The organism is Dermacoccus sp. Tok2021 (genome assembly GCF_019895135.1).
Lineage (GTDB): Bacteria > Actinomycetota > Actinomycetes > Actinomycetales > Dermatophilaceae > Dermacoccus > Dermacoccus abyssi.
The window spans coordinates 38,745-58,686 of sequence record NZ_JAGTHU010000016.1 but is presented as its reverse complement, the minus strand read 5'-3'; the positions used below and the strand labels follow the sequence as shown (position 1 = coordinate 58,686).

The window sequence follows — 19,942 nt, the reverse complement described above, 5'->3', positions numbered from 1 at the left end:
TGCGCACTGTGCGCGTCCAGCCCTCCCGCTCCCGCGCGGGAGGGCTGTGACGTGTGCGGTCATAATGGGCGCGGAAGAAGGGGTGTGACGAGATGAGCGTTTCCGTGGGTGAGATCGCCGGGTTCATTGCGGCGGTGGCGTTCGCCGTACTCGTGTGGCGCCTCGGCGGCGTCATCAACAAGGCCGGCGCCGTTCTCGACGAGGCCAGCGCCGCTGTGCGGAAGGTGAGCGACGAGACCCTGCCGCTCATCACCGAGATGACGAACACCGTTTCCGCGACGAACGGCCAGATCGAACGACTCGACGCCATCACCGCCAACCTTGCGACCATGTCCAACAACCTCAACGCGCTGACCTCGCTCACCGTGGCAACCGTCGGTCGGCCGATGCTCAAGGTCGCTTCGGTGGGCTACGGCATCAAGCAGGCGATGAGCGGGAAGACCTCAGGGAGCGTGACGAGGCAGCGTTGACCCGCTGCGCCTCGCGACCCGCGCCGGTGGGGGCACTCGAACTCCCGTCGCGCATGGGATGATGGCGGACGCACACCCGTACGACACCTACCAGTGAGGGCGATTGATGGAAACCGCCGAGATCCGGCGCCGTTGGCTGCAGTTCTTCGAGAGCAAGGGCCACACGGTCGTGCCGAGCGCCCCGCTCGTCTACGACGATCCGAACCTGTTGTTCGTCAACGCGGGCATGGTGCCCTTCAAGCCGTACTTCCTCGGCCAGCAGACGCCCACGTTCACGCGTGCCACGAGCGTCCAGAAGTGTGTTCGCACCGGTGACATCGAAGAGGTCGGCAAGACGAGCCGTCACGGCACGTTCTTCCAGATGAACGGCAACTTCAGTTTCGGCGACTACTTCAAGGAAGACGCCGTCAAGTTCGCCTGGGAACTGCTGACGACCGACCAGAGCGCCGGCGGCTACGGACTCGATGCCGACCGCCTGTGGCCGACGGTGTACGAGAGCGACGACGAGGCCTTCGAGATCTGGAAGAACGTCGTGGGCGTCGATGAGAAGCGCATCACGCGTCGTGACGCCAACGACAACTACTGGAGCATGGGCGTGCCCGGGCCCGGTGGCCCCTGCTCGGAGATCTTCTTCGACCGCGGCGCCGAGTACGGCACCGAGGGCGGCCCGGCGGTCGACGAGGACCGCTACATGGAGATCTGGAACCTCGTCTTCATGCAGTACGAACTGTCGCAGGTGCGCAGCAAGGCTGACTTCGACGTCGCCGGGGAACTGCCGAAGCGCAACATCGACACGGGCATGGGTCTGGAGCGCATGGCGTCGCTGCTGCAGGGCGTCGACAACCTCTACGAGATCGACGAGGTCTACCCCGTCCTCGACATGGCGGCCGAGATGACCGGCAAGCGCTACGGCGCGCACTCGGGCCAGTCGTCGGCCAGCAGCCACCCCGACGACGTGCACCTGCGGGTGGTCGCCGACCACGTGCGCAGTTCGCTCATGCTCATCGGTGACGGCGTCACGCCCGGCAACGAAGGGCGCGGCTACGTGCTGCGCCGCATGCTGCGCCGCGCCGTGCGCGCGATGCGCCTGCTCGGCTACGCCGACCCGGCCCTGCCGCACCTGTTCCCGATCTCGATGGAGCGCATGTCGCAGTCGTACCCGGAACTGAAGACGGACTTCGCGCGCATCTCACAGATCGCCTACGCCGAGGAAGAGGCGTTCCGCCGCACGCTCGTACAGGGCACGACGATCCTCGACACCGCGGTGAACAAGGCCAAGCAGGCGACGTCGAGCGAAGGCTCCGGTGCTGCGCCGGTGCTGTCGGGGGAGAAGGCCTTCAGCCTCCACGACACGTACGGCTTCCCGATCGACCTCACGCTCGAGATGGCGGCCGAACAGGGCGTCAGCGTCGACGAGCAGGGCTTCCGTCGCCTCATGACCGAGCAGCGCGAGCGTGCCAAGGCCGATGCCAAGGCGAAGAAGACCGGTCACGGTGACGTCGCCGTGTGGACGCAGCTGCGCGAGCAGGGCGCCACGGAGTTCCTCGCCTACCACGGCCTCGAGGCCGAGGCGACCGTGCGCGGTCTCGTCTCCGGCGGTACGGCTGTCGAGGAGCTCGAGCCGGGCCAGAATGGTCAGATCGTGCTCGACCGCACGTCGTTCTACGCCGAGTCCGGTGGTCAGATCGCCGACGAGGGCATCATCGTCACACCCGGTGGCCGACTCAAGGTCATCGACGTGCAGCGCCCGGTCAAGGGCCTCATCGCGCACACCGTCGAGGTGCTCGACGGCCCCGTGCGCGTCGGCGAGGGTGTGCAGACGAAGGTCGACCCCGAGTGGCGAATCTCCGCGTGCCAGGCGCACTCGGGCACGCACGTCGTGCACGCTGCCCTGCGCGAGGTGCTCGGCCCGTCCGCGCTCCAGAGCGGCTCGTACAACAAGCCCGGCTACCTGCGTCTGGACTTCGCGTGGAACTCGGCGCTCTCGCCCGAGACCCGCAGCGAGATCGAAGAGGTGGCGAACCTCGCGGTGCGCCGCGACCTGCCGGTTTCCGCGCAGTACATGACGCTGCCCGAGGCCAAGAAGTGGGGCGCGCTGGCCCTCTTCGGCGAGACCTACGACGAGCAGGTGCGCGTCGTCGAGATCGGCGGCCCCTGGTCGCGTGAACTCTGCGGTGGTACGCACGTCGCCCACAGCTCGCAGGTGGGTGCACTGTCCCTCACGGGCGAGTCGTCGGTCGGTTCCGGAGTGCGGCGCCTCGAGGCCTTCGTCGGCATCGACGCCCTACGTTACCTCGCCAAGGAGCGCGCCCTCGTCGCCGACCTCACGTCGATGACGAAGGCGCAGCCAGGTGAGCTCAAGGAGAAGATCTCCGAGATGCTCACCCGCATCAAGGACGCCGAGCGCGAGATCAGCCGCCTCAAGCAGCAGCAGATGGCCGCCGCGGCCGGTTCGCTCGTCGAGAACGCGAAGGACGTCTTCGGCGTCCGTTTCGTCTCGCATCACGACGACTCGCTCGACGGTGACTCGGCTCGTACCCTCGCTATGGACCTGCGCTCGAAGCTCGGTGACTCCTCGCCGGCCGTCGTCGCTGTCGGTGGTGTGAGCAAGGGCCGTCCGGTCGTCGTCGTGGCGACGAACGCCCCTGCACGCGAGTGGCGCGTCAAGGCCGGTGACCTCGTCAAGGTCGCGGCCGGTGTCCTCGGCGGCGGTGGCGGCGGCAAGCCGGATCTCGCCCAGGGCGGTGGCCAGGATGCCTCCAAGCTCGGCGAGGCGCTCGCCGAGGTCGAGCACACCGTCGGCCGCACGGTCACGAACTGATACGGGCGGGGTGGCCATGAGAACCGGAGTGCGACTGGGCGTCGACGTCGGCACGGTACGTGTCGGCCTGGCGGCCAGTGACCCCTCCGGCATCATGGCCACCCCGATCCGCACGCTCGCTCGAGCGGAGTCGACGAACAAGGACGTCGTCGCCGTCGCGGAAGCGGCCGACGAGGCTCAGGCGCTCGAGGTCGTCGTCGGGCTGCCCCTCAACATGAAGGGCCAGGACACTGCGTCCACGGCGGCGGCCCGGGCGTGGGCCAACACGCTGAAGGGCCTTCGGCCGCAGCTTCGCGTGGTTCTCGTCGACGAACGTCTAACATCGGTGACCGCACACCGTGCCCTGCACGAGAGCGGGGTGGCGGGACGTAAGCACCGCACGCACGTCGACCAACAGGCGGCGGTGCTCATCCTGCAAGCTGCGCTCGACACCGAGCGCGGAACCGGCCGGCCCCCCGGGGCCGAGGTCGGTGGGCGCAAACCCCGCGCCCGGCGCACGACGAAAGAAGGTGGCTCGCACCATGGGTAGTTCGCCCCGAGATCGACTCTTCGGCCGCGCCGAGGACGAGGTCGACCCGAGCCAGGCCGTGCGTCGTGAGGGAGAGCGCGGAGCGCAGACTCGCGCCGCGTTGCCCAAGGCCCGCAAGAATCCGGCCATGACGCGTCGTGAGCGACGCGACCGCGACGAGGCACTGCGCGAAGCGGAGCGTCGTCGTGAGGCGGGGGAGACGTCGGTCGACTACAACCCGAACCGTCGCCGCGGCATGGTTCCCCTCGTTCTCGCCCTCCTTCTCGTCCTGGTCGGCGGAACGTTCGCCTGGCGGACTCTCGGCCTCGGCCTGCCCTCGTTCCAGAGCCAGGGTGGCGACTACGACGGCGCCGGTGAGGACGAGACCGTCGAGGTGAAGATCAACAAGGGCGACGCCGGCAGCACGATCGGTTCCTCCCTGGTCGAGGCCGGCGTCACGAAGTCGACGTCCGCGTTCGTCGAGGCCATGGCTGCCAACCCGAAGGTCAACCTCACCCCGGGTACCTACAAGCTGCGCAAGAAGCAGAGCGCCGAGTCCGCCTTGACGGCCCTGCAGGACCCGAAGAACCGCGTCGGCGGCGGCATCGTCATTCAGGAAGGTCTGTGGCAGAGCGAGATCTTCGCCAAGCTCTCCAAGGGCAGCGGTCGTCCGGTGAGTGAGTACGAGAAGGTCACCGCCAACCAGCTCGGCCTGCCCAAGTCGATGAACGGCAAGCTCGAGGGCTGGCTGTTCCCCTCGACCTACGACTTCGACAAGTCGATGACGGCCAAGGAGCAACTGCAGGCCATGGTGAAGAACACCAAGGACCAGCTCAACTCGCTCGACGTTCGCGCCGACCAGCTCCAGGAAGTGCTGACCAAGGCCAGCATCGTGCAGGCCGAGTCGCCGGCCGGCGCTGACGACGGCAAGGTCGCCCGCGTCATCGAGAACCGCCTCGACGAGGACATGCCCCTGCAGATGGACTCGAGCGTGCACTACATCATTCACAAGCGCGGCACGGTGACGACGAGTAACGAAGACCGTCAGAGCGACAGCCCGTACAACACGTACAAGCACAAGGGTCTGCCGCCGACGCCGTACAACAGCCCCGGTGCCGCGGCGATCAAGGCGGCAGCCAACCCGACGCCCGGCCCGTGGAAGTACTTCGTCACGGTCAACCAGGAGACGGGCGAGACGCTCTTCTCGGAGACCTACGACCAGCAGCTCGAGAACGAGAAGAAGTTCCGCGAGTGGTGCCAGAAGAACCCTGGTAAGTGCTGATGCCTCGGGCGCTCGTCATCGGTTCGCCGATCGGTCACTCGCGCTCGCCTGTCATCCACGAGGCGGGCTACCGGGTGGCCGGCCTCACCGACTGGTCGTACGGCCGCGCCGAGGTGACGGCTGACGAGGTGCCCGAGTTCCTCGCCGGACTCGACGCCGATGTCCACGGCCTCTCGGTGACGATGCCGTGCAAGGAGGCCGCCCTGGCGGCCGCCGCGACGGCCACGCCGCTCGCCAGGGGCGTCGGCGCGGCGAACACGCTCGTGCGTACGGACGACGGCTGGCATGCCGACAACACGGACGTCGCCGGAGTCGTCGGTGCCCTGCGCGGTGCGGGGTGCGAGGGCACCCAGCACGCGGTCGTTCTCGGCTCGGGCGCCACGGCTCGCGCCGACATCGCGGCTCTGGCCGAGCTCGGTGTCAGCGACGTGACGTTCGTCGTGCGAACCACGGCACGTCCCGAAACCCTGGCCCTCGCCGACAAGCTCGGGATCGACGCACAGGTCGTCCGCCAGGACGCGGACGAGGTGCCGGCCCTCGTCGGTCGCTGTCTGCTCGTCGTCTCCACGCTTCCGCAGGGCGGGGCCGACGTCGTCGCCGACCGCCTCGTCGACGCGCCTTCGCTGCGCATCGGGCCGGCGGCCGGGCCCTACGTGCTCGATGTCGTGTACGCCGACTGGCCGACGCGCCTCGCGCAGGTCATGCAGGAGCGCGGTGCCACGGTCGTCAACGGACTCGACATGCTCGTCCATCAGGCCGCCGCACAGTTCGAACTCTTCACGGCAACGCCCGCCCCCATTGCGGACATGATGCAGGCGGCCTCCGACGCCGTGAAATGATGACCGGCATGCTTCGTTGGTTGACCGCAGGTGAGTCGCACGGCCCGTCCCTCATGGGCGTCATCGAGGGCCTTCCGGCCGGTGTCGAGGTCACGAGCCAGAACATCGCCGACGCCCTTGCCCGCCGCCGCCTCGGCTACGGGCGCGGCGCGCGCATGAAGTTCGAGCAGGACGTCGTGACGTTCATCGGCGGCCTGCGCCACGGGGTGTCGCTGGGTTCTCCGCTCGCCCTGCAGATCGGCAACAGCGAATGGCCCAAGTGGGAGACCGTCATGGCTCCCGACCCCGTCGAGGCCGAGGCCTACGCGGCGTCCAACGACGTCAACGCCGAGAAGGAGATCGCCCGCAACCGGCCGCTCACGCGTCCGCGCCCCGGGCACGCGGACCTCGTCGGCATGCAGAAGTACGGCTTCGACGACGCCCGCCCCGTGCTCGAGCGCGCCTCGGCCCGTGAGACGGCGGCCCGCGTCGCCCTCGGCGAGATCGCAGCGCGCTTCCTCGAGCAGGCCTACGGCATTCGCCTCGTCAGCCACACCGTTGCGGTCGGCACGGCGGCCGTCAGCGATGACGCTGCGTTGCCCGGCCCCGATGACGTGGCCCGCCTCGACGCCGACCCGGTGCGCACCCTCGACGAGGACGGTTCCGCGGCGATGGTCGCGGAGATCGACTCGGCGAAGAAGTCGGGCGACACCCTCGGCGGGGTCGTCGAGGTCTGCGCGTACAACCTCCCGCCCGGCCTCGGTTCGCACGTTCACTGGGACCGCCGCCTCGACTCGCGTCTCGCGGGTGCCCTCATGGGCATCCAGGCCATCAAGGGAGTCGAGGTCGGTGACGGCTTCACCACCGCGCGCCGTCGTGGTTCCGAGGCCCACGACGAGATGGAGCGCACCGACGGCGTCATCCGCCGTCGCACGAACCGTGCCGGTGGCACCGAGGGTGGCATGTCCACCGGTGACGTGCTGCGGGTTCGTGCCGCGATGAAGCCCATCTCGACGGTGCCGCACGCCCTGGCCACGGTCGATCTCGCCACCGGTGAGGCCGCAACGGCCATCCACCAGCGCTCCGACGTGTGCGCGGTGCCCGCTGCCGGCGTGGTGGCCGAGGCCATGGTCGCCCTCGTCCTGGCCGAGGCCTGCGTCGAGAAGTTCGGTGGCGACAGCGTCGCCGAGACGCGCCGCAACTACGAGAGCTACCTGGCGAACATCCCTGAGCTCCTCACGACGTGGGAGTGACGGACGTGACGCCGCCACGCCGTCGACCGCGGGCTGTGCTCGTCGGGCCGATGGCGTCCGGCAAGACGTCCGTCGGTCGCAGTCTCGCCGCCCGGTGGGGCGTGGAACTGCGCGACAGCGATCACGTCATCGTCGAGCGCGCGGGACGACCCATCTCGGATATCTTCGCGTCCGACGGTGAGCAGGCCTTCCGTGACCTCGAGCGTGAGGTTATCCTCGGCGAACTCGGGTCGTTCGACGGAGTTCTGGCCCTCGGCGGCGGGGCGGTGCTCGACCCCTTGACACGAGAGGCGCTGGCCGATCACGTCGTCGTCTCCCTGACGGTGGACGAGCGAAACGCCGGATTCCGCATCCGCGGGGACACGTCGCGTCCCGTGTTGGCGGGCGGTGGTCTGGAGACCTGGCGCCGCATCTACGCCGAGCGCCGCCACCTGTATGCCGAGGTCGGAACCGTCGAGGTCGACACCTCACGTGGCACGACCGGCGCGTCCGCCACCCGCATCATCGAAGCCCTCATCGAGGCAGGGTACGAACGGGCCGCATCGACCGGCGGAAAGCGGCCGCTGCCGTCGTCCGTGCCCGTTCGCGCCGCGCCGAGCGACGCCTCCGACCGCACCACGTCAGGGAGCCCCACATGAGCGTCATCTCCGTTGCCGGTCGTTACGACGTGACGATCGGACGCGGCGTCCTCGAGCGCGCCGCGGCTGCGGTGCCGGACACCGCCGCCCGCGTGCTCGTCATCGAACAGGCCGCCGTGGCCGCGGTGGCCGAGCGCGTCGCCGCTGATCTCACCGCGCGCGGGATCGAGGTGCTGCGTGAGGCCGTGCCCGACGGCGAGGCCGCGAAGACCGTCGAGGTCAGCGCGCACCTGTGGGGCGTCATGGCTCGGGCCGGATTCACGCGGACCGACGTGGTCGTCGGTGTCGGCGGGGGAGCGGTGACCGACCTCGCGGGCTGGGTGGCCGCGTCCTGGCTAAGGGGTGTCGGCGTCGTTCAGGTGCCGACGACGGTGCTCGCCATGGTCGACGCCGCGGTCGGCGGCAAGACCGGTATCAACATCGCGGAGGGCAAGAATCTCGTGGGCGCCTTCCACGAGCCGCTCGCCGTCGTCGCTGACCTCGAGACCGTCGAGACACTGCCGGCACGCGACGTCGCCGCCGGCCTCGCGGAGGTCGTCAAGTGCGGGTTCATCCGCGACGAGCGCATCCTCGACATCGTCGAGGCCTCTCCCGAAACGGCACTCGACGTGCGTGGCGCGGCGCTGACCGAGCTCGTCGAGCGAGCAGTGCAGGTCAAGGCCGATGTCGTGGCAGCCGACCTCAAGGAGTCGAGCCTGCGCGAGATCCTCAACTACGGCCACACGTTCGCCCACGCCATCGAGCAGCGCGAGAACTACACCTGGCGTCACGGCGACGCCGTCGCGGTGGGGTGCCTGTTCGCGGCCGAACTGGCTCGCGCTGCGGGCGTTCTCGATGACGCTTCGGTGGCGCGCCAGCGCGCCGTTGTCACAGCACTGGGACTGCCGACCACGTACAGCGGGGGCGACTTCGACGAGATGCTCACTGTGATGGGGCGCGACAAGAAGACCCGAGGAAACCTGCTGCGCTTCGTCGTGCTGCACGCCATCGGCGACACGCATCGCCTCGAGGGGCCCAGCCGCGACGAGCTGCGCGCGGCCTTCGACGCCGTCACCGCCTGAGCCCGCCGCGAGCCGACGCCGTGACGAGCGCTTGCATCTGGTCGAACGTCAGTGAGGGCTACCGCAGATCCTTTGCGACGCTCTGCGTCGGGCGCGTGCCCACACTGCTCGACCACGTCGCCCCGGCCATGGAGCGGCGTTCGGCGGTTCTGCTCGATGTCGGCTCCGGCACGGGAACGGTGGCTCGAGCCGCCGCTGGGCGCTGTTGGCTGGTTATCGCTCTCGATCCCGAAGCGGACATGGCGTCGATGACAGGCGACGCCATGGACGCTCCGGCCGAGGCGGCCCGGGTGGTGCGTGCGGCGTTGCCGAACCTGCCGTTAACCTCCGCCGGTGTCGACGCCGTCGTGGCGAACTTCGTCGTCAACCACGTCGCCGATCCACGCGCGGCGTTGGCAGAGGCTGCCCGGGTGGTACGGCCCGGCGGACGGCTGGCGGTGACGATCTGGACGCGCGCCGGCGCCGGATGGGCCGACCTCGTCGGCGCTGCCTTCGAGGCCGCCGACGCGACATCGCCGCCGTCTGCCCAGCTGCCCGAGCATCTCGACTTCGAGCGGAGCCCGGAGGGTCTGGCGGACATCACGCGCGCGGCCGGTCTGTCCGTCGTGGTGAAGGACCGGACGACGTGGCGGTGGCGCGTGAGCCCCGACGATCTGTGGGCCGGGATCTCGTCGGGCGTGGCGGCCGCCGGCGCACGCTACCTCGCTCAGAGGCCGGACGTGCGGCGTGCGGTGCAGGAGCACTTCGTCCGTCTCGCGGCGACTGAGGCACACGACGGGCTGCTGAACTTCGCCAGTGAGGCCGCACTCGTCGTCGCGACGAAGCCGTCCGCACCCCTGACGAGCACCTGACCGCGACGACGAAGGCCGGAGGCCCACCGAGCGGTGAGGGCCCCGGCCCTTGTCGGCGCTCGTGGGAGAGCCGTCAGCGCGTGGGCTGCTCCGTGGCAGCCGTCTCCCGGTTGTCCTCGTTCTCACCGCCGAGGTGCACGAAGTCGCCCTCGACCATGATGCGCTCGATCTCGGCTGCGAGGTCGAGGCCGAGGCGTCCGTAACCCTCCGGGTAGCCGAAGACCTCGTCGAGCGCTACGCCGCGGCGCACACCGTCCATGAGTTCGAGGTCCTCCGGGCCGATGAGGGCCGGATGTGCCACACCGATCGCGTCGCTGATCTTGAGCAGGTCCTTGCGCAGGGTCAGGACGTAGTTCGCCATGCGGTGCTTCTTCTGCTGCGGGTCGAGGCCGTGAGCGAGCCACTTGTTCTGCGTGGCCACACCGGTGGGGCATGTGTCCTCGTGGCACTTCTGCGTCTGCAGACACCCGATGGCGAGCATCGCTTCACGGGCCACGTTGATCATGTCGGCGCCCATGGCGAAGGCCTGCGTCGCCGTCAACGGGAGGCCGAGCTTGCCGGAGGCGATGAACACGATGTCATCGCTCAACCCGGCCTCGTAGAAGGTCTTGTAGACGCGCGAGAACCCGACGGCCCAGGGGAGAGCGACGGAGTCGGAGAAGACGATGGGCGCGGCACCCGTGCCGCCCTCACCGCCGTCGATCGTGATGAAGTCGACTCCCCGGCGGGGACCGTCGGTGCTCGACATGAGGTCCGCGAGACGGTGCCAGAACGCCATCTCGCCGACAGCGGACTTGATGCCGACCGGCAGACCCGTCCTCGTCGCGATGCGCTCGACGAAGTCGAGCATCGAGTCCTCGTCGTGGAACGCGGTGTGACGGCTGGGGGAGACAACCGTCTTGCCCTCGACGACACCACGGATCTCCGCGATCTCCTTCGTCACCTTCGTTCCGGGCAGGACGCCACCGAGACCGGGCTTGGCGCCTTGGGAGAGCTTGATCTCGATCGCCTTGACCGGCGCCGACTCGACGACGGCCACGAGACGCTCGAGGTCGAACTCGCCGTTCTCGTCACGGCACCCGAAGTAGCCGGTGCCGATCTGGAGAATGAGCTCGCCGCCCTGACGGTGATAGGTGGACAGGCCGCCCTCGCCCGTGTTGTGCATCGCGCCCGCGAGGTGCACGCCGGCGTTGATCGCCATGATGGCGTTGCCCGACAGCGAGCCGAAACTCATCGCCGAGACGTTGACGACGGAGCGGGGGCGGAACGCCTTGGCGCGCCCGCGGGCGCCGCCCAGGACCTTCGCGCAAGGGATGGCGTGATCCTCCGTCTCGGCCGCCATCGACCGCGCGAAGGTGCGGTGCTTGATGATCGGGTAACCCTGCAGCGTCTCCATGTCGTTGTCGGTGCCGAAGCCGACGTAGTTGTTGACGCCCTTGGCGGAGCGGTAGATCCAGGCGCGCTGGTGGCGGCTGAACGGACGCTCCTCGTCGTTGCTCGCGACGATGTACTGGCGCAACTCCGGGCCGATCAACTCCAGGCCGTAACGGGCGTGACCCAGGACGGGGAAGTTGCGCAGGAGCGAATGGTCCTTCTGCGTGAGGTCACGCGCGGCCACACCGGCCGTTGCGACGAAAGGCAGGGAGGCGACGATTCGAGACCACTTCATGGCCCCCATCTGAGCACACCGACGCGTGAAACGCATCACCCCGGCCGTGCCTGATCCGGGGTTGCGCGCGTACGCGATTCGGGCCGGTGCGCCGCGCCCCCTAGACTGACGGGGATGCCCGTGCGTCTCGTGCGGGTGACAACGACAGAATCAGCAACGACAAGCGCTGTTCGCCGCCTCCTGGGCGGCATCACAGCGACGACGTGACGTGGCAGACCGGGCCAGGCCCGTGCCGCGCGAGCAACGAAGGCGGAAATCCGTGGCGAGCACGAACGACCTCAAGAACGGCATGGTTCTCAAGATCGACAACGGGCTGTGGTCCGTCGTCGAGTTCCAGCACGTGAAGCCGGGCAAGGGCCCCGCCTTCGTCCGCACGAAGCTCAAGAACGTCCTCTCGGGCAAGATCGTCGACAAGACCTTCAACGCAGGCGTCAAGGTCGAGACCGCCAACGTCGACCGCTCCGACATGCAGTACCTGTACCAGGACGGCGGCGACTACGTCTTCATGGACACGAAGACGTACGACCAGATCAACATCCCCGCGGAGACCGTCGGTGACGCGGCGAACTTCCTCCTCGAGAACCAGGAAGCGATCGTCGCAACGAACGAGGGCACCGTCCTCTACGTCGAGCTGCCGGCCTCCGTCGTCCTCGAGATCACGCACACCGAGCCGGGCCTGCAGGGCGACCGCTCCACCGGTGGCACGAAGCCTGCAACGCTGGAGACCGGCGCCGAGATCCAGGTTCCGCTGTTCCTCGAGCAGGGCACCAAGGTCAAGGTCGACACGCGTGACGGTTCCTACCTGGGCCGCGTCAACTGATTCATGGGCGCTCGCACCAAGGCGCGCAAGCGCGCCCTCGACCTGCTCTTCGAAGCCGAACAGCGCGGCGTCAACGCCCGTGACCTGCTCGACGAGCGCGTCCTCGCCCCCGTGACCCCGGCCCCGCTGCCGGAGTACACCGCCGTGCTCGTGCGTGGTGTCGTCGACAACTGGCGATCCATCAACGAGGCGCTCGAGACCTACGCCAAGGGCTGGTCGCTCGAGCGCATGCCGGCCGTCGACCGCGCCCTGCTGCGCGTCTCGGCGTACGAGGTGCTCTACGTCGAGGACGTTCCGGACGGCGTCGCCGTCTCCGAGGCGAAGAACCTCGCCACCGAGCTGTCGACCGACAACTCGCCGCAGTTCATCGGCGGCCTGTTGACGAAGCTCTCCGAGGTCAAGTCCTCGCTCGTCGACTGAAATTCGCCGACTGCAATTCCGCCGAAGCGGGGGGGCCCCCCCCGCGGGGGGGGGGGGGGGGGGGGGGGGGGCCCCCCCGGCCCCCCCGGGGGGGGGGGGCCCCCGCGGGGGGGGGGGGGGCGGCGGCCCCCCCCCCCCCGGGCCCCCCCCCCGCCCCCCCCCCCCCCCCCCCCCCCCCCCCCCCCCCCCCCCCCCGCCGCCGCGGCCCCCCCCCCCGCGGGGGCCCCCCCCCCCCCCTTCGCCATGGGCGAGGGTCAGCTCTTCGCGGGCTCTCCCTTCGGCTCCTTCTTCGGCGCCGGCTTCGAGTTGGCGGCGTCGACGAACGCGTGACGCGGCGACTCGAGATCCATGAGCGCGCTGGCGTCGCGGCCGAACATGAGACCGACGGCCCAGTTACCGAGGATGCGCGCCTTGCGCTCGAACGTCGGCATCGCGTACGCGTGGTAACCGCGGTGCATCATCCACGCCGGCAGGCCGCGCAGACCGAACTTGCCGACCTGGGCCACACCCTTACCGACACCGAGACCGGCGACCGAGCCGATCGTCTTGTGCTTGTACTGCTTGAGCTCGCCGCCCCCGCGGATGACGGTGAGGATGTTGCTCGCGAGCACCGGCGCGTGACGCAGCGCGTGCTGAGCGTTCGGCACGCAGAAGCCGCCGGGGCCCATGCCCGTGACGTCGGGAACGGCCGCGTTGTCGCCCGCGCCCCAAGCGCCCTCGACGACGTTGCCGTCGTCGTCACGCACGCGCAGGTCGGTGCCGACCATGAGGCGGCCACGGTCGTCGATCGGCAGGTCGGAGTCGACGAGCACCGGGTTCGCCTTGACGCCCGCGTTCCACACGATGGTGTCGGCGTCGAACTCCTCGCCGGTCGACAGCACGATGTGCTTGTTCTCGCAGCTCTTGAGCTGCGTGTCGAGGTAGACGTCGACGCCGCGCTCGCGCAGGGAGGCGACGACCCACTTCGCCTGCTCCTCGCTGACCTCGGGCATGACGCGGCTCATGGCCTCGACGAGCACGAAGCGCGGGTCTTCGGGCGACAGACGCGTGTAGTGCTTGATGGCGTCCTTCACCATGTCCTGGATCTCGGCGATCGCCTCGATGCCGGCGAACCCGCCGCCGACGAAGACGAACGTCAGCGCACGCTTGCGCTCCTCGGGGTCGGTGAGGACGGCAGCCTCGTCGAGGCGCGCGAGGACGTGGTCACGCAGCGTGACAGCTTCCTCGATCGTCTTGAAACCGATGCCCTCCTCGGCGAGGCCGGGGATCGGCAGCGCGCGCGGCACGGAGCCGGCGGCCATGACGATGTGGTCGTACTCGAGCGTGAAGTCGTCACCGAGCTCGGGGTCGACGTTGACCGTGCGGTTCGCGTGGTCGATCGACGTCACCTTGCCGGTGATGATGTCGGCACCCTTGAGGTGACGGCGCAGCGGAACGAGCGCGTGACGCGCCTCGATGGAACCGGCCGCGACCTCGGGGAGGAAGGGCTGGTAGGTCATGTAGGGGTTCGGGTCGACGACCGTCACCGAACCTTCACCCTGGTTCAGCCCCGCGAGGAGCTTCTTCGCCGTGATGAAGCCTAGGTATCCGCCGCCGACGATGAGGATGCGGGGGCGAACGTTCGTGTTCTGCGAGAAAGCCATGCCTTCACTCTAGAACCGTTCGAGGCACCGGTCGAAATGCAGAGGGCAAGCGACCAACTGTAGGTGATGACGCTCGCCCGCGTGTGGTTCCGGCCTCGTCAGTTCAGCTGTCCGAACGGGTCTCAGAGCTCGAGGACGAGTTCCTTGCCCTTGCAGCGGCTGACGCAGATCATCATGACGTCGCCCTCCTCGCGCTCGTCGTCCTCGAGGACGGAGTCGCGGTGGTCGATCTCGCCGGAGACGACGCCCGTCTCACAGGTGCCGCAGATGCCCTCGAGGCACGAGCCGAGCACCGAGATGCCGTTCTCACGCACGACCTCGAAGATCGACTTGTCGGCCGGCACCGTGAGGCGCACGTCGGACTCCTCGAGGACGATCTCGAACTCGGAGTTGTCCGAGTCGTCGATCTCCTTGGGCGTGAAGCGCTCGACGTGGGCGACGAGCGTCGCGCGCGTGCGGCACTGCTCCTCGACCGCTTCGAGCAGACGCTCGGGGCCACACGAGTAGACGAGTGCAGCACCCTCGGCCTCGATCTGGTCGAACATGCCCTGCAGGTCGAAGGCACCCTTCGGGTCCTTGGGCCAGACCGTCACCTTGTCGCCGTACTGGGCGAGCTCGTCACGGAAGGCCATCGTCGCCTCGCTGCGGCCGAGGTAGTACAGGTGCCAGTTCTTCCCGGCGGCCTCGACCTCGCGGATCATCGGCATGATCGGCGTGATGCCGATGCCCCCGGCGACGAAGACGTACTTGGGCGCCTTGCGCAGTTCGAAGTGGTTGCGCGGGCCGTAGCTGACGAGTTCGTCGCCGGCCTTGAGCGTGTCGTGGACGTAGGAGGAGCCGCCGCGCGACTCGACCTCGCGCAGCACCGCGACGCGGTAGCAGGAGCGGTCGGCCACGTCACCGCAGAGGGAGTACTGGCGGATCGTCTCGGCGAACGGGTCATGCTCGGGCAGCGCCCCGGCTTCGGCGGCCTGCATCTGGGCCGTGTCGACGCCGCCCAGGACGAGGTCGAGGTGCGAGCCGGGCGTCCACGGCGGCAGGTCGCTGCCGTCCTTGGACCGCAGGGTGAGGAGACGGACGCCGTCGGCAGCTTCGTCGATGGTGTCGACGACGAGCAGGGTCGACGATTCCGGCTGGGTCGATTCCGAGATCATGCGCTTCTCCTTCGGCGGTGCTGACGCTCCGCGGCCCTTTCGTTCGGGTGCGAACGAGTCACCAGTGTACGCACCACATCATGCATCTGTGACCTGCGTCTCACTCGTTGCCGCGAAGTCTTTCGGGGCCGAACGAAACGTCCTAGCGTAGGGACATGACTCAGCGCGTCCTCATCGTCCAACACGACCACTGCTCCCCTCCCGGCGCCGTCGCGGAGCGTTTCCGCGAGCGCGGCTACGAGGAGACGCTCTTCCAGATCGTGCCGGAAGCCGATTTCGAGAACCCGGGCGTCGAGGTGGAGTTCCCCGACGTTCGCGGGTTCGACGCGATCGTCGTCATGGGCTCGTACTGGTCGGCGTGGGACGACGACCTCATCGGATCCTGGCTGCGCCCCGAGATGGAGATGCTGCGCGAGGCCGACGAGGCCGGCGTGCCGGTGCTCGGCATCTGCTTCGGCGGGCAGCTGCTGGCGCGCACGCACGGCGGTTCGGTGGCGCGCGCCCCGGAGCCGGAGATCGGCTTCGTCGAGGTGACGAGCGAACGTGAGGAGCTGGCTCCGGGCGGACGCTGGTTCGCGTGGCACTACGACCGCTGGCAGCTACCGCCGCAGGGCGTCGAGTTCGCGCGCAACGCGATGGCGTCCCAGGGATTCATCCTCCGCAAGAACCTCGCCGTCCAGTTCCACCCGGAGCTGTCGTCGGACATGCTGACCGGCTGGTGCGACAACGGTGGCCGCGAGATGCTCGCCGGCATGGGCCGCAGCGCCGACGACCTCATCGCGCAGGCGCGCGACTGGGACGAGCGCGGTCGCGAGCGCGCCCACGCCGTCGTCGACGGATTCCTCGACAACGTGGCGTCACAGGAGGCCCGTGCCTCGTGAATGCCGTGATGGGATGAACCGATGAGCGTTCAGTTTGCCGTGAGCCTGCCCAGCACTGCGGTTGCCTTCCTCGACCACAGCGTGGCTGCGGGGGAAGCGCCGAGTCGAGCCGCGCTCATCACGATCGCGCTCGAGCGAGAGTTGCGCCATCGTCTGGCCATGCGCGACACGGAAATCCTGAGCCAGGTCGGGCCCGCGGACGAACTGGACGACCTCGTGCTCTGGAGCGGTCGCTCCTTCGACGATCTCGACTGAGCCGCGGCCGCCCACTCACGGGGTCAGGGCTGGCCGGGCTTGAGGGCCACCCACAGCCCCTCGGCCTCGGCACACAGGCGTTCGCCCGCCCACAGCGAGCCGCGGATGAATTGCTTGCGCCCCTCGATGCGATCGACGGTGGCCGTCACCGTCAGCGTCTCGTCGACCGGCGCGACGGAGCGGAAGTTCACGGTGAGGTACGCCGTGCGACTGGGGTCGAGCTCGGCTTCCAGAGCGAGCGCTCCGAGGACGTCGTCGAAGAGCAGGCAGATCGCGCCGCCGTGGACGACGGAGTTCTCCCCGACGTGGAACGTACCGAAGCGGACGCTGCCGGAGAACGAGTCGCCGACGTAGGTGCCGTCGACGACGGACGGCACGAGGGTCTGCGCGCGGCCGACGGTGTCGACTCGACCCCAGACGCGCTCGGGTTCGGGGGCTCCGGCGCCGCGCAGAATGGTGTTCACCTCGCGCAGGTGTTCCGTGATTTCGCCGGCCTGAGCGGCGTCGAGGCGAGAAGCGGCCACGAGGTCGAGCAGCTCGCGTATTTGCGTCGCCACCGAATCGTGGGCATCGATCGTCTCGGGCGGCACCGTGTTCTCACGCAGGGCGTGCAGTGCGGCGATGGCGTCGCGCTCGGTCATGGGTTCTCCTCTGAGTTCGGCATCGCCGGGGCGGGCACCGGCCTGTGCGCATGATGCCCCGAGCAGGGCGAGTACGTCGAGGGTGCCTGGTGACGAGGGAAAGGTTCAGGCGAGGTCGTCGGCGTACTGACGCGCGCAGAAGTCACGCAGATCCTCCGCCAGCGCGGCTAGCTCGCCCGCTGCGTGATGATCGGGCGACCATGCGGCCCGCAGCGACTGTGTGAGCACCTGGCCGTCGACGTCGAGGACCCGCCGCGGTACGAGGCCGAAGCGCGGGTCGTTCGTCAGCACCGCGATGCCGCGGCCGGACGCGGCGATGGCCTGGGCGGCCTCCGGTGAGTCGACCTCCTGCAGGTGTGCCGGCGCGAGCCCCGCGTCCTCGAAGGCGCGCGCGAGAACCTTCCGCACCGGGTAGCGACCGGGCAGGACGACGAGGGGGTCGGCGGTCGCGAGGGTCTCGAGCGAGAGGGTGCGCGGCGCTTCGTGGCTCTGCGCCTCGTCGTCCGCCGATGGTCGTGAACCGACGTAGGCGCGCACCGGTAGCTCGGCGATGATCATCGACGCGAGGCCGCTCGGGGCGGGCGCCGGGGCGACGACGAAGTCCGCGCCCTCGTCGAGCGCGGCGAAGACGTCCTCGCTGGGGCGTGCGACGACGTTCGGCGTCGGTGAGGCGCCGTCGTCAGCGGGTCGCGAGGCGAGGAACGGGGCGATCACGTCGCTCAGGGTTGTCGGCGGAGCGGCGAACGTCAGCGAGACGAGACGTCCGGCCGCGAGCGAGGTCGCGGTGCGTTTGATGAAGGCCTCGCGCTCGAGGAGATCCCGGGCGAGGGCGAGCAGTTCCGTACCGGCGGCGGTGAGGCGGACGCCACCCTCGGAGCGGGCGAAGAGCGTCACGCCGAGTTCGTGTTCGAGACCGCGGATCTGCCTCGACACCGCCGGCTGGCTGACGTGGACGGTGGCCGAACCGCCCGTCACGGTGCCGGCGTCGGCCACGGCAACGAAATAGCGCAGCGCCCGTAGTTCCACTGGCCCCTCCTCGCGCCGCCGGTCGACTGTTCGTCGAGCCATAACAGAAAGGCATGACAGGCAGCCGAAACAAGTATTGGACAGCCTAGCCACCATGCTTCAGCCTGAGTGACGCACACCACTCCCCACCTTCGGAGGTATCGATGTCGTCCGACGAGATCGTCACGAACCCGGCCCCGCTGCCGGGCATGTCCGCGGCGGCCATGGGCCCGCTGCGCGGATACCTCGACGAGGCGATGGGCTTCATCACCGAGTGGATGAACGGGTACGGCCCCTCCACGCCACACCCGACGCAGGAGGTGGACGCCGACGCGTTCCACGGCGCCTTCGAGGAACTGACGACGCGTCTGCGCGCGAACTATCCGTTCTTCCACCCGCGCTACGTCGGGCAGATGCTCAAGCCGCCGCACCCGGCGGCCGTCGTCGGCTACCTCACGACGATGCTCATCAACCCGAACAACCACGACCTCGACGCGGGCGCCGCGACGACGCGCATGGAGCAGGAGTGCGTCGACGCGATCGCGCACATGTTCGGCTGCCGCGCGCATCGTCAGTCGATGGAGGGCAAGAACGGTTCGTCGGCGAGCTTCGGTGTGCCGCATGACGACTCGGAACACGAGAGCGGCATGTGCCACCTCGGCCACCTCACGACGTCGGGCACCGTGGCCAACCTCGAGGCGCTGTTCGTCGCACGCGAGACGCACCCGCGCAAGGCGATCGCACATAGCGCCGACGCGCACTACACGCACGGACGCATGAGCCACCTGCTCAACGTGCCGTCGGTCGCCGTGCCCACCGACTCGCGTGGACGCATGGATCTCGTGGCACTGGAGCACCTCATCTCGGCGGGCGGCATCGGCACCGTCGTCCTGACGGCCGGAACGACGGGCTTGGGGGCCGTCGATCCGATCGACAAGGCGATTCCGCTGTGCCGCAAGTACGGCGTGCGCGTGCACGTCGACGCGGCGTACGGCGGTTTCTTCCGCCTGCTCGCCGAGGAGGGCGACGACCTGCTGGCGCCGGACGTGGCCGCCGCCTTCCGGGCGATCGACGAGGCCGACTCCGTCGTCATCGACCCGCACAAGCACGGCCTGCAGCCGTACGGCTGCGGCGCGGTGCTGTTCCGCGATCCGAACGTGGCGAACTTCTACGACCACACCTCGCCGTACACGTACTTCACGAGCGGTGACGACCTGCACATGGGCGAGATCTCGCTCGAGTGCTCGCGTTCGGGCGCGTCCGCGGCGGCGCTGTGGATGACGCTCCAGCTGCTTCCGCTCACGCGGGAGGGCATGGGCGAGATCGTCGCGCCGGGACGTCGCGCCGCGCTGGCGTGGGCCGAGAAGCTGCGCAACTCGGAGGTGTTCGACCTCTACCAGGAGCCCGACCTCGACATCGTCAGCTACTTCCCGAAGGGCGAATCCCTCGCCGACGTCGACCGCCGTTCGGGCGCGATCCTCACGAACGGCATGAAGGCGCCGCGTGACGAGTCGCTCTTCGTCGCGACCTACCAGGTGAAGCCCGACGACATGACGAACCGTGGCCACGACGTTCCCGGCGAGGCTCCCGAGGCGGGCGCGCGCATCCTGCGCAGCGTGACGATGAAGCCGGAGACCGAGCCCCTCATCGACGAGATCCACGCCGCCGTCGAGAAGCTCGCCCGCGCCGTCGACGCCTGACCCGATGTTGAGCGGCGTGCGCGGCACCGGTGCCGCGTTTCCCAGGCAACAT

At 69.1% G+C, this 19,942-nt stretch carries 19 protein-coding genes; 14 read left to right on the top strand and 5 right to left on the bottom strand.

The annotated features are described in order from the left end of the window. Positions 1-92 precede the first annotated feature (92 nt). From K9D12_RS10410 to K9D12_RS10370, 9 genes are all read left to right on the top strand, one after another. On the top strand, positions 93-470 hold the full coding sequence (locus K9D12_RS10410; RefSeq protein ID WP_047312684.1) for a DUF948 domain-containing protein: 378 nt from the start codon (positions 93-95) through the stop codon (positions 468-470). A 106-nt stretch (positions 471-576) separates the two neighbouring features. Beyond that, positions 577-3,291, top strand: coding sequence for an alanine--tRNA ligase (gene alaS, locus K9D12_RS10405; RefSeq protein ID WP_223060166.1), 2,715 nt, complete (start codon positions 577-579; stop codon positions 3,289-3,291). A gap of 16 nt (positions 3,292-3,307) precedes the next feature. Next, complete coding sequence (gene ruvX, locus K9D12_RS10400) at positions 3,308-3,820, top strand: Holliday junction resolvase RuvX (protein ID WP_223060165.1); 513 nt, start codon at positions 3,308-3,310, stop codon at positions 3,818-3,820. Beyond that, positions 3,813-5,081 (top strand): endolytic transglycosylase MltG, encoded by a 1,269-nt coding sequence (gene mltG, locus K9D12_RS10395; protein WP_156170416.1) that lies wholly within the window; start codon positions 3,813-3,815, stop codon positions 5,079-5,081. The genes ruvX and mltG overlap by 8 nt, the downstream gene beginning before the upstream one ends. Further along, a complete protein-coding gene (locus K9D12_RS10390; protein WP_223060172.1) occupies positions 5,081-5,920 on the top strand; it encodes a shikimate dehydrogenase in 840 nt (279 codons plus the stop codon). The genes mltG and K9D12_RS10390 overlap by 1 nt, the downstream gene beginning before the upstream one ends. 8 nt (positions 5,921-5,928) lie before the next feature. Beyond that, on the top strand, positions 5,929-7,152 hold the full coding sequence (gene aroC / locus K9D12_RS10385; RefSeq protein ID WP_223060164.1) for a chorismate synthase: 1,224 nt from the start codon (positions 5,929-5,931) through the stop codon (positions 7,150-7,152). Between the two features lie 5 nt (positions 7,153-7,157). Beyond that, positions 7,158-7,790, top strand: coding sequence for a shikimate kinase (locus K9D12_RS10380; protein WP_223060163.1), 633 nt, complete (start codon positions 7,158-7,160; stop codon positions 7,788-7,790). Beyond that, on the top strand, positions 7,787-8,851 hold the full coding sequence (aroB, locus tag K9D12_RS10375) for a 3-dehydroquinate synthase (RefSeq protein WP_047312688.1): 1,065 nt from the start codon (positions 7,787-7,789) through the stop codon (positions 8,849-8,851). Before K9D12_RS10380 ends, aroB begins: the two co-directional genes overlap by 4 nt. Before the next feature lie 20 nt (positions 8,852-8,871). Next, the gene (locus tag K9D12_RS10370; RefSeq protein ID WP_223060162.1) at positions 8,872-9,702 is read left to right on the top strand and encodes a class I SAM-dependent methyltransferase; all 831 of its coding nucleotides are present in this window, start codon (positions 8,872-8,874) and stop codon (positions 9,700-9,702) included. 73 nt (positions 9,703-9,775) lie between these two features. Here the strand turns inward: K9D12_RS10370 and K9D12_RS10365 are convergent, their stop codons facing one another. After that, positions 9,776-11,371 carry an FMN-binding glutamate synthase family protein gene (locus K9D12_RS10365; RefSeq protein ID WP_223060161.1) on the bottom strand — a complete coding sequence of 532 codons (1,596 nt, stop codon included), beginning with the start codon at positions 11,369-11,371 and terminating at the stop codon, positions 9,776-9,778. A 259-nt stretch (positions 11,372-11,630) separates the two neighbouring features. Here K9D12_RS10365 and efp point away from each other — a divergent pair, with 259 nt between their 5' ends. Further along, a complete protein-coding gene (efp, locus tag K9D12_RS10360) occupies positions 11,631-12,191 on the top strand; it encodes an elongation factor P (RefSeq protein WP_047312690.1) in 561 nt (186 codons plus the stop codon). A gap of 3 nt (positions 12,192-12,194) precedes the next feature. After that, positions 12,195-12,611, top strand: coding sequence for a transcription antitermination factor NusB (gene nusB / locus K9D12_RS10355; protein WP_047312691.1), 417 nt, complete (start codon positions 12,195-12,197; stop codon positions 12,609-12,611). 254 nt (positions 12,612-12,865) lie between these two features. Here the strand turns inward: nusB and K9D12_RS10350 are convergent, their stop codons facing one another. After that, on the bottom strand, positions 12,866-14,254 hold the full coding sequence (locus K9D12_RS10350; protein WP_223060160.1) for an NAD(P)/FAD-dependent oxidoreductase: 1,389 nt from the start codon (positions 14,252-14,254) through the stop codon (positions 12,866-12,868). 122 nt (positions 14,255-14,376) lie between these two features. Continuing rightward, positions 14,377-15,408, bottom strand: a complete 1,032-nt coding sequence (locus K9D12_RS10345) for a PDR/VanB family oxidoreductase (RefSeq protein ID WP_223060159.1) — start codon at positions 15,406-15,408, stop codon at positions 14,377-14,379. Between the two features lie 155 nt (positions 15,409-15,563). Here K9D12_RS10345 and K9D12_RS10340 point away from each other — a divergent pair, with 155 nt between their 5' ends. Both K9D12_RS10340 and K9D12_RS10335 read left to right on the top strand, forming a co-directional pair. Beyond that, positions 15,564-16,289, top strand: coding sequence for a type 1 glutamine amidotransferase (locus K9D12_RS10340; RefSeq protein ID WP_129666106.1), 726 nt, complete (start codon positions 15,564-15,566; stop codon positions 16,287-16,289). Between the two features lie 21 nt (positions 16,290-16,310). Further along, positions 16,311-16,544 carry a hypothetical protein gene (locus tag K9D12_RS10335; protein WP_223060158.1) on the top strand — a complete coding sequence of 78 codons (234 nt, stop codon included), beginning with the start codon at positions 16,311-16,313 and terminating at the stop codon, positions 16,542-16,544. Between the two features lie 23 nt (positions 16,545-16,567). Here the strand turns inward: K9D12_RS10335 and K9D12_RS10330 are convergent, their stop codons facing one another. Both K9D12_RS10330 and K9D12_RS10325 read right to left on the bottom strand, forming a co-directional pair. After that, positions 16,568-17,185 carry a PaaI family thioesterase gene (locus tag K9D12_RS10330; protein WP_223060157.1) on the bottom strand — a complete coding sequence of 206 codons (618 nt, stop codon included), beginning with the start codon at positions 17,183-17,185 and terminating at the stop codon, positions 16,568-16,570. A gap of 105 nt (positions 17,186-17,290) precedes the next feature. After that, entirely contained in the window at positions 17,291-18,211 is a 921-nt protein-coding gene (locus K9D12_RS10325; RefSeq protein WP_370633492.1) for a LysR family transcriptional regulator, read from the bottom strand. A gap of 143 nt (positions 18,212-18,354) precedes the next feature. Between K9D12_RS10325 and K9D12_RS10320 the strand changes: the two genes are divergently transcribed. Next, the gene (locus K9D12_RS10320; RefSeq protein WP_223060155.1) at positions 18,355-19,890 is read left to right on the top strand and encodes an aminotransferase class V-fold PLP-dependent enzyme; all 1,536 of its coding nucleotides are present in this window, start codon (positions 18,355-18,357) and stop codon (positions 19,888-19,890) included. The last annotated feature ends 52 nt before the right edge of the window (positions 19,891-19,942 follow it).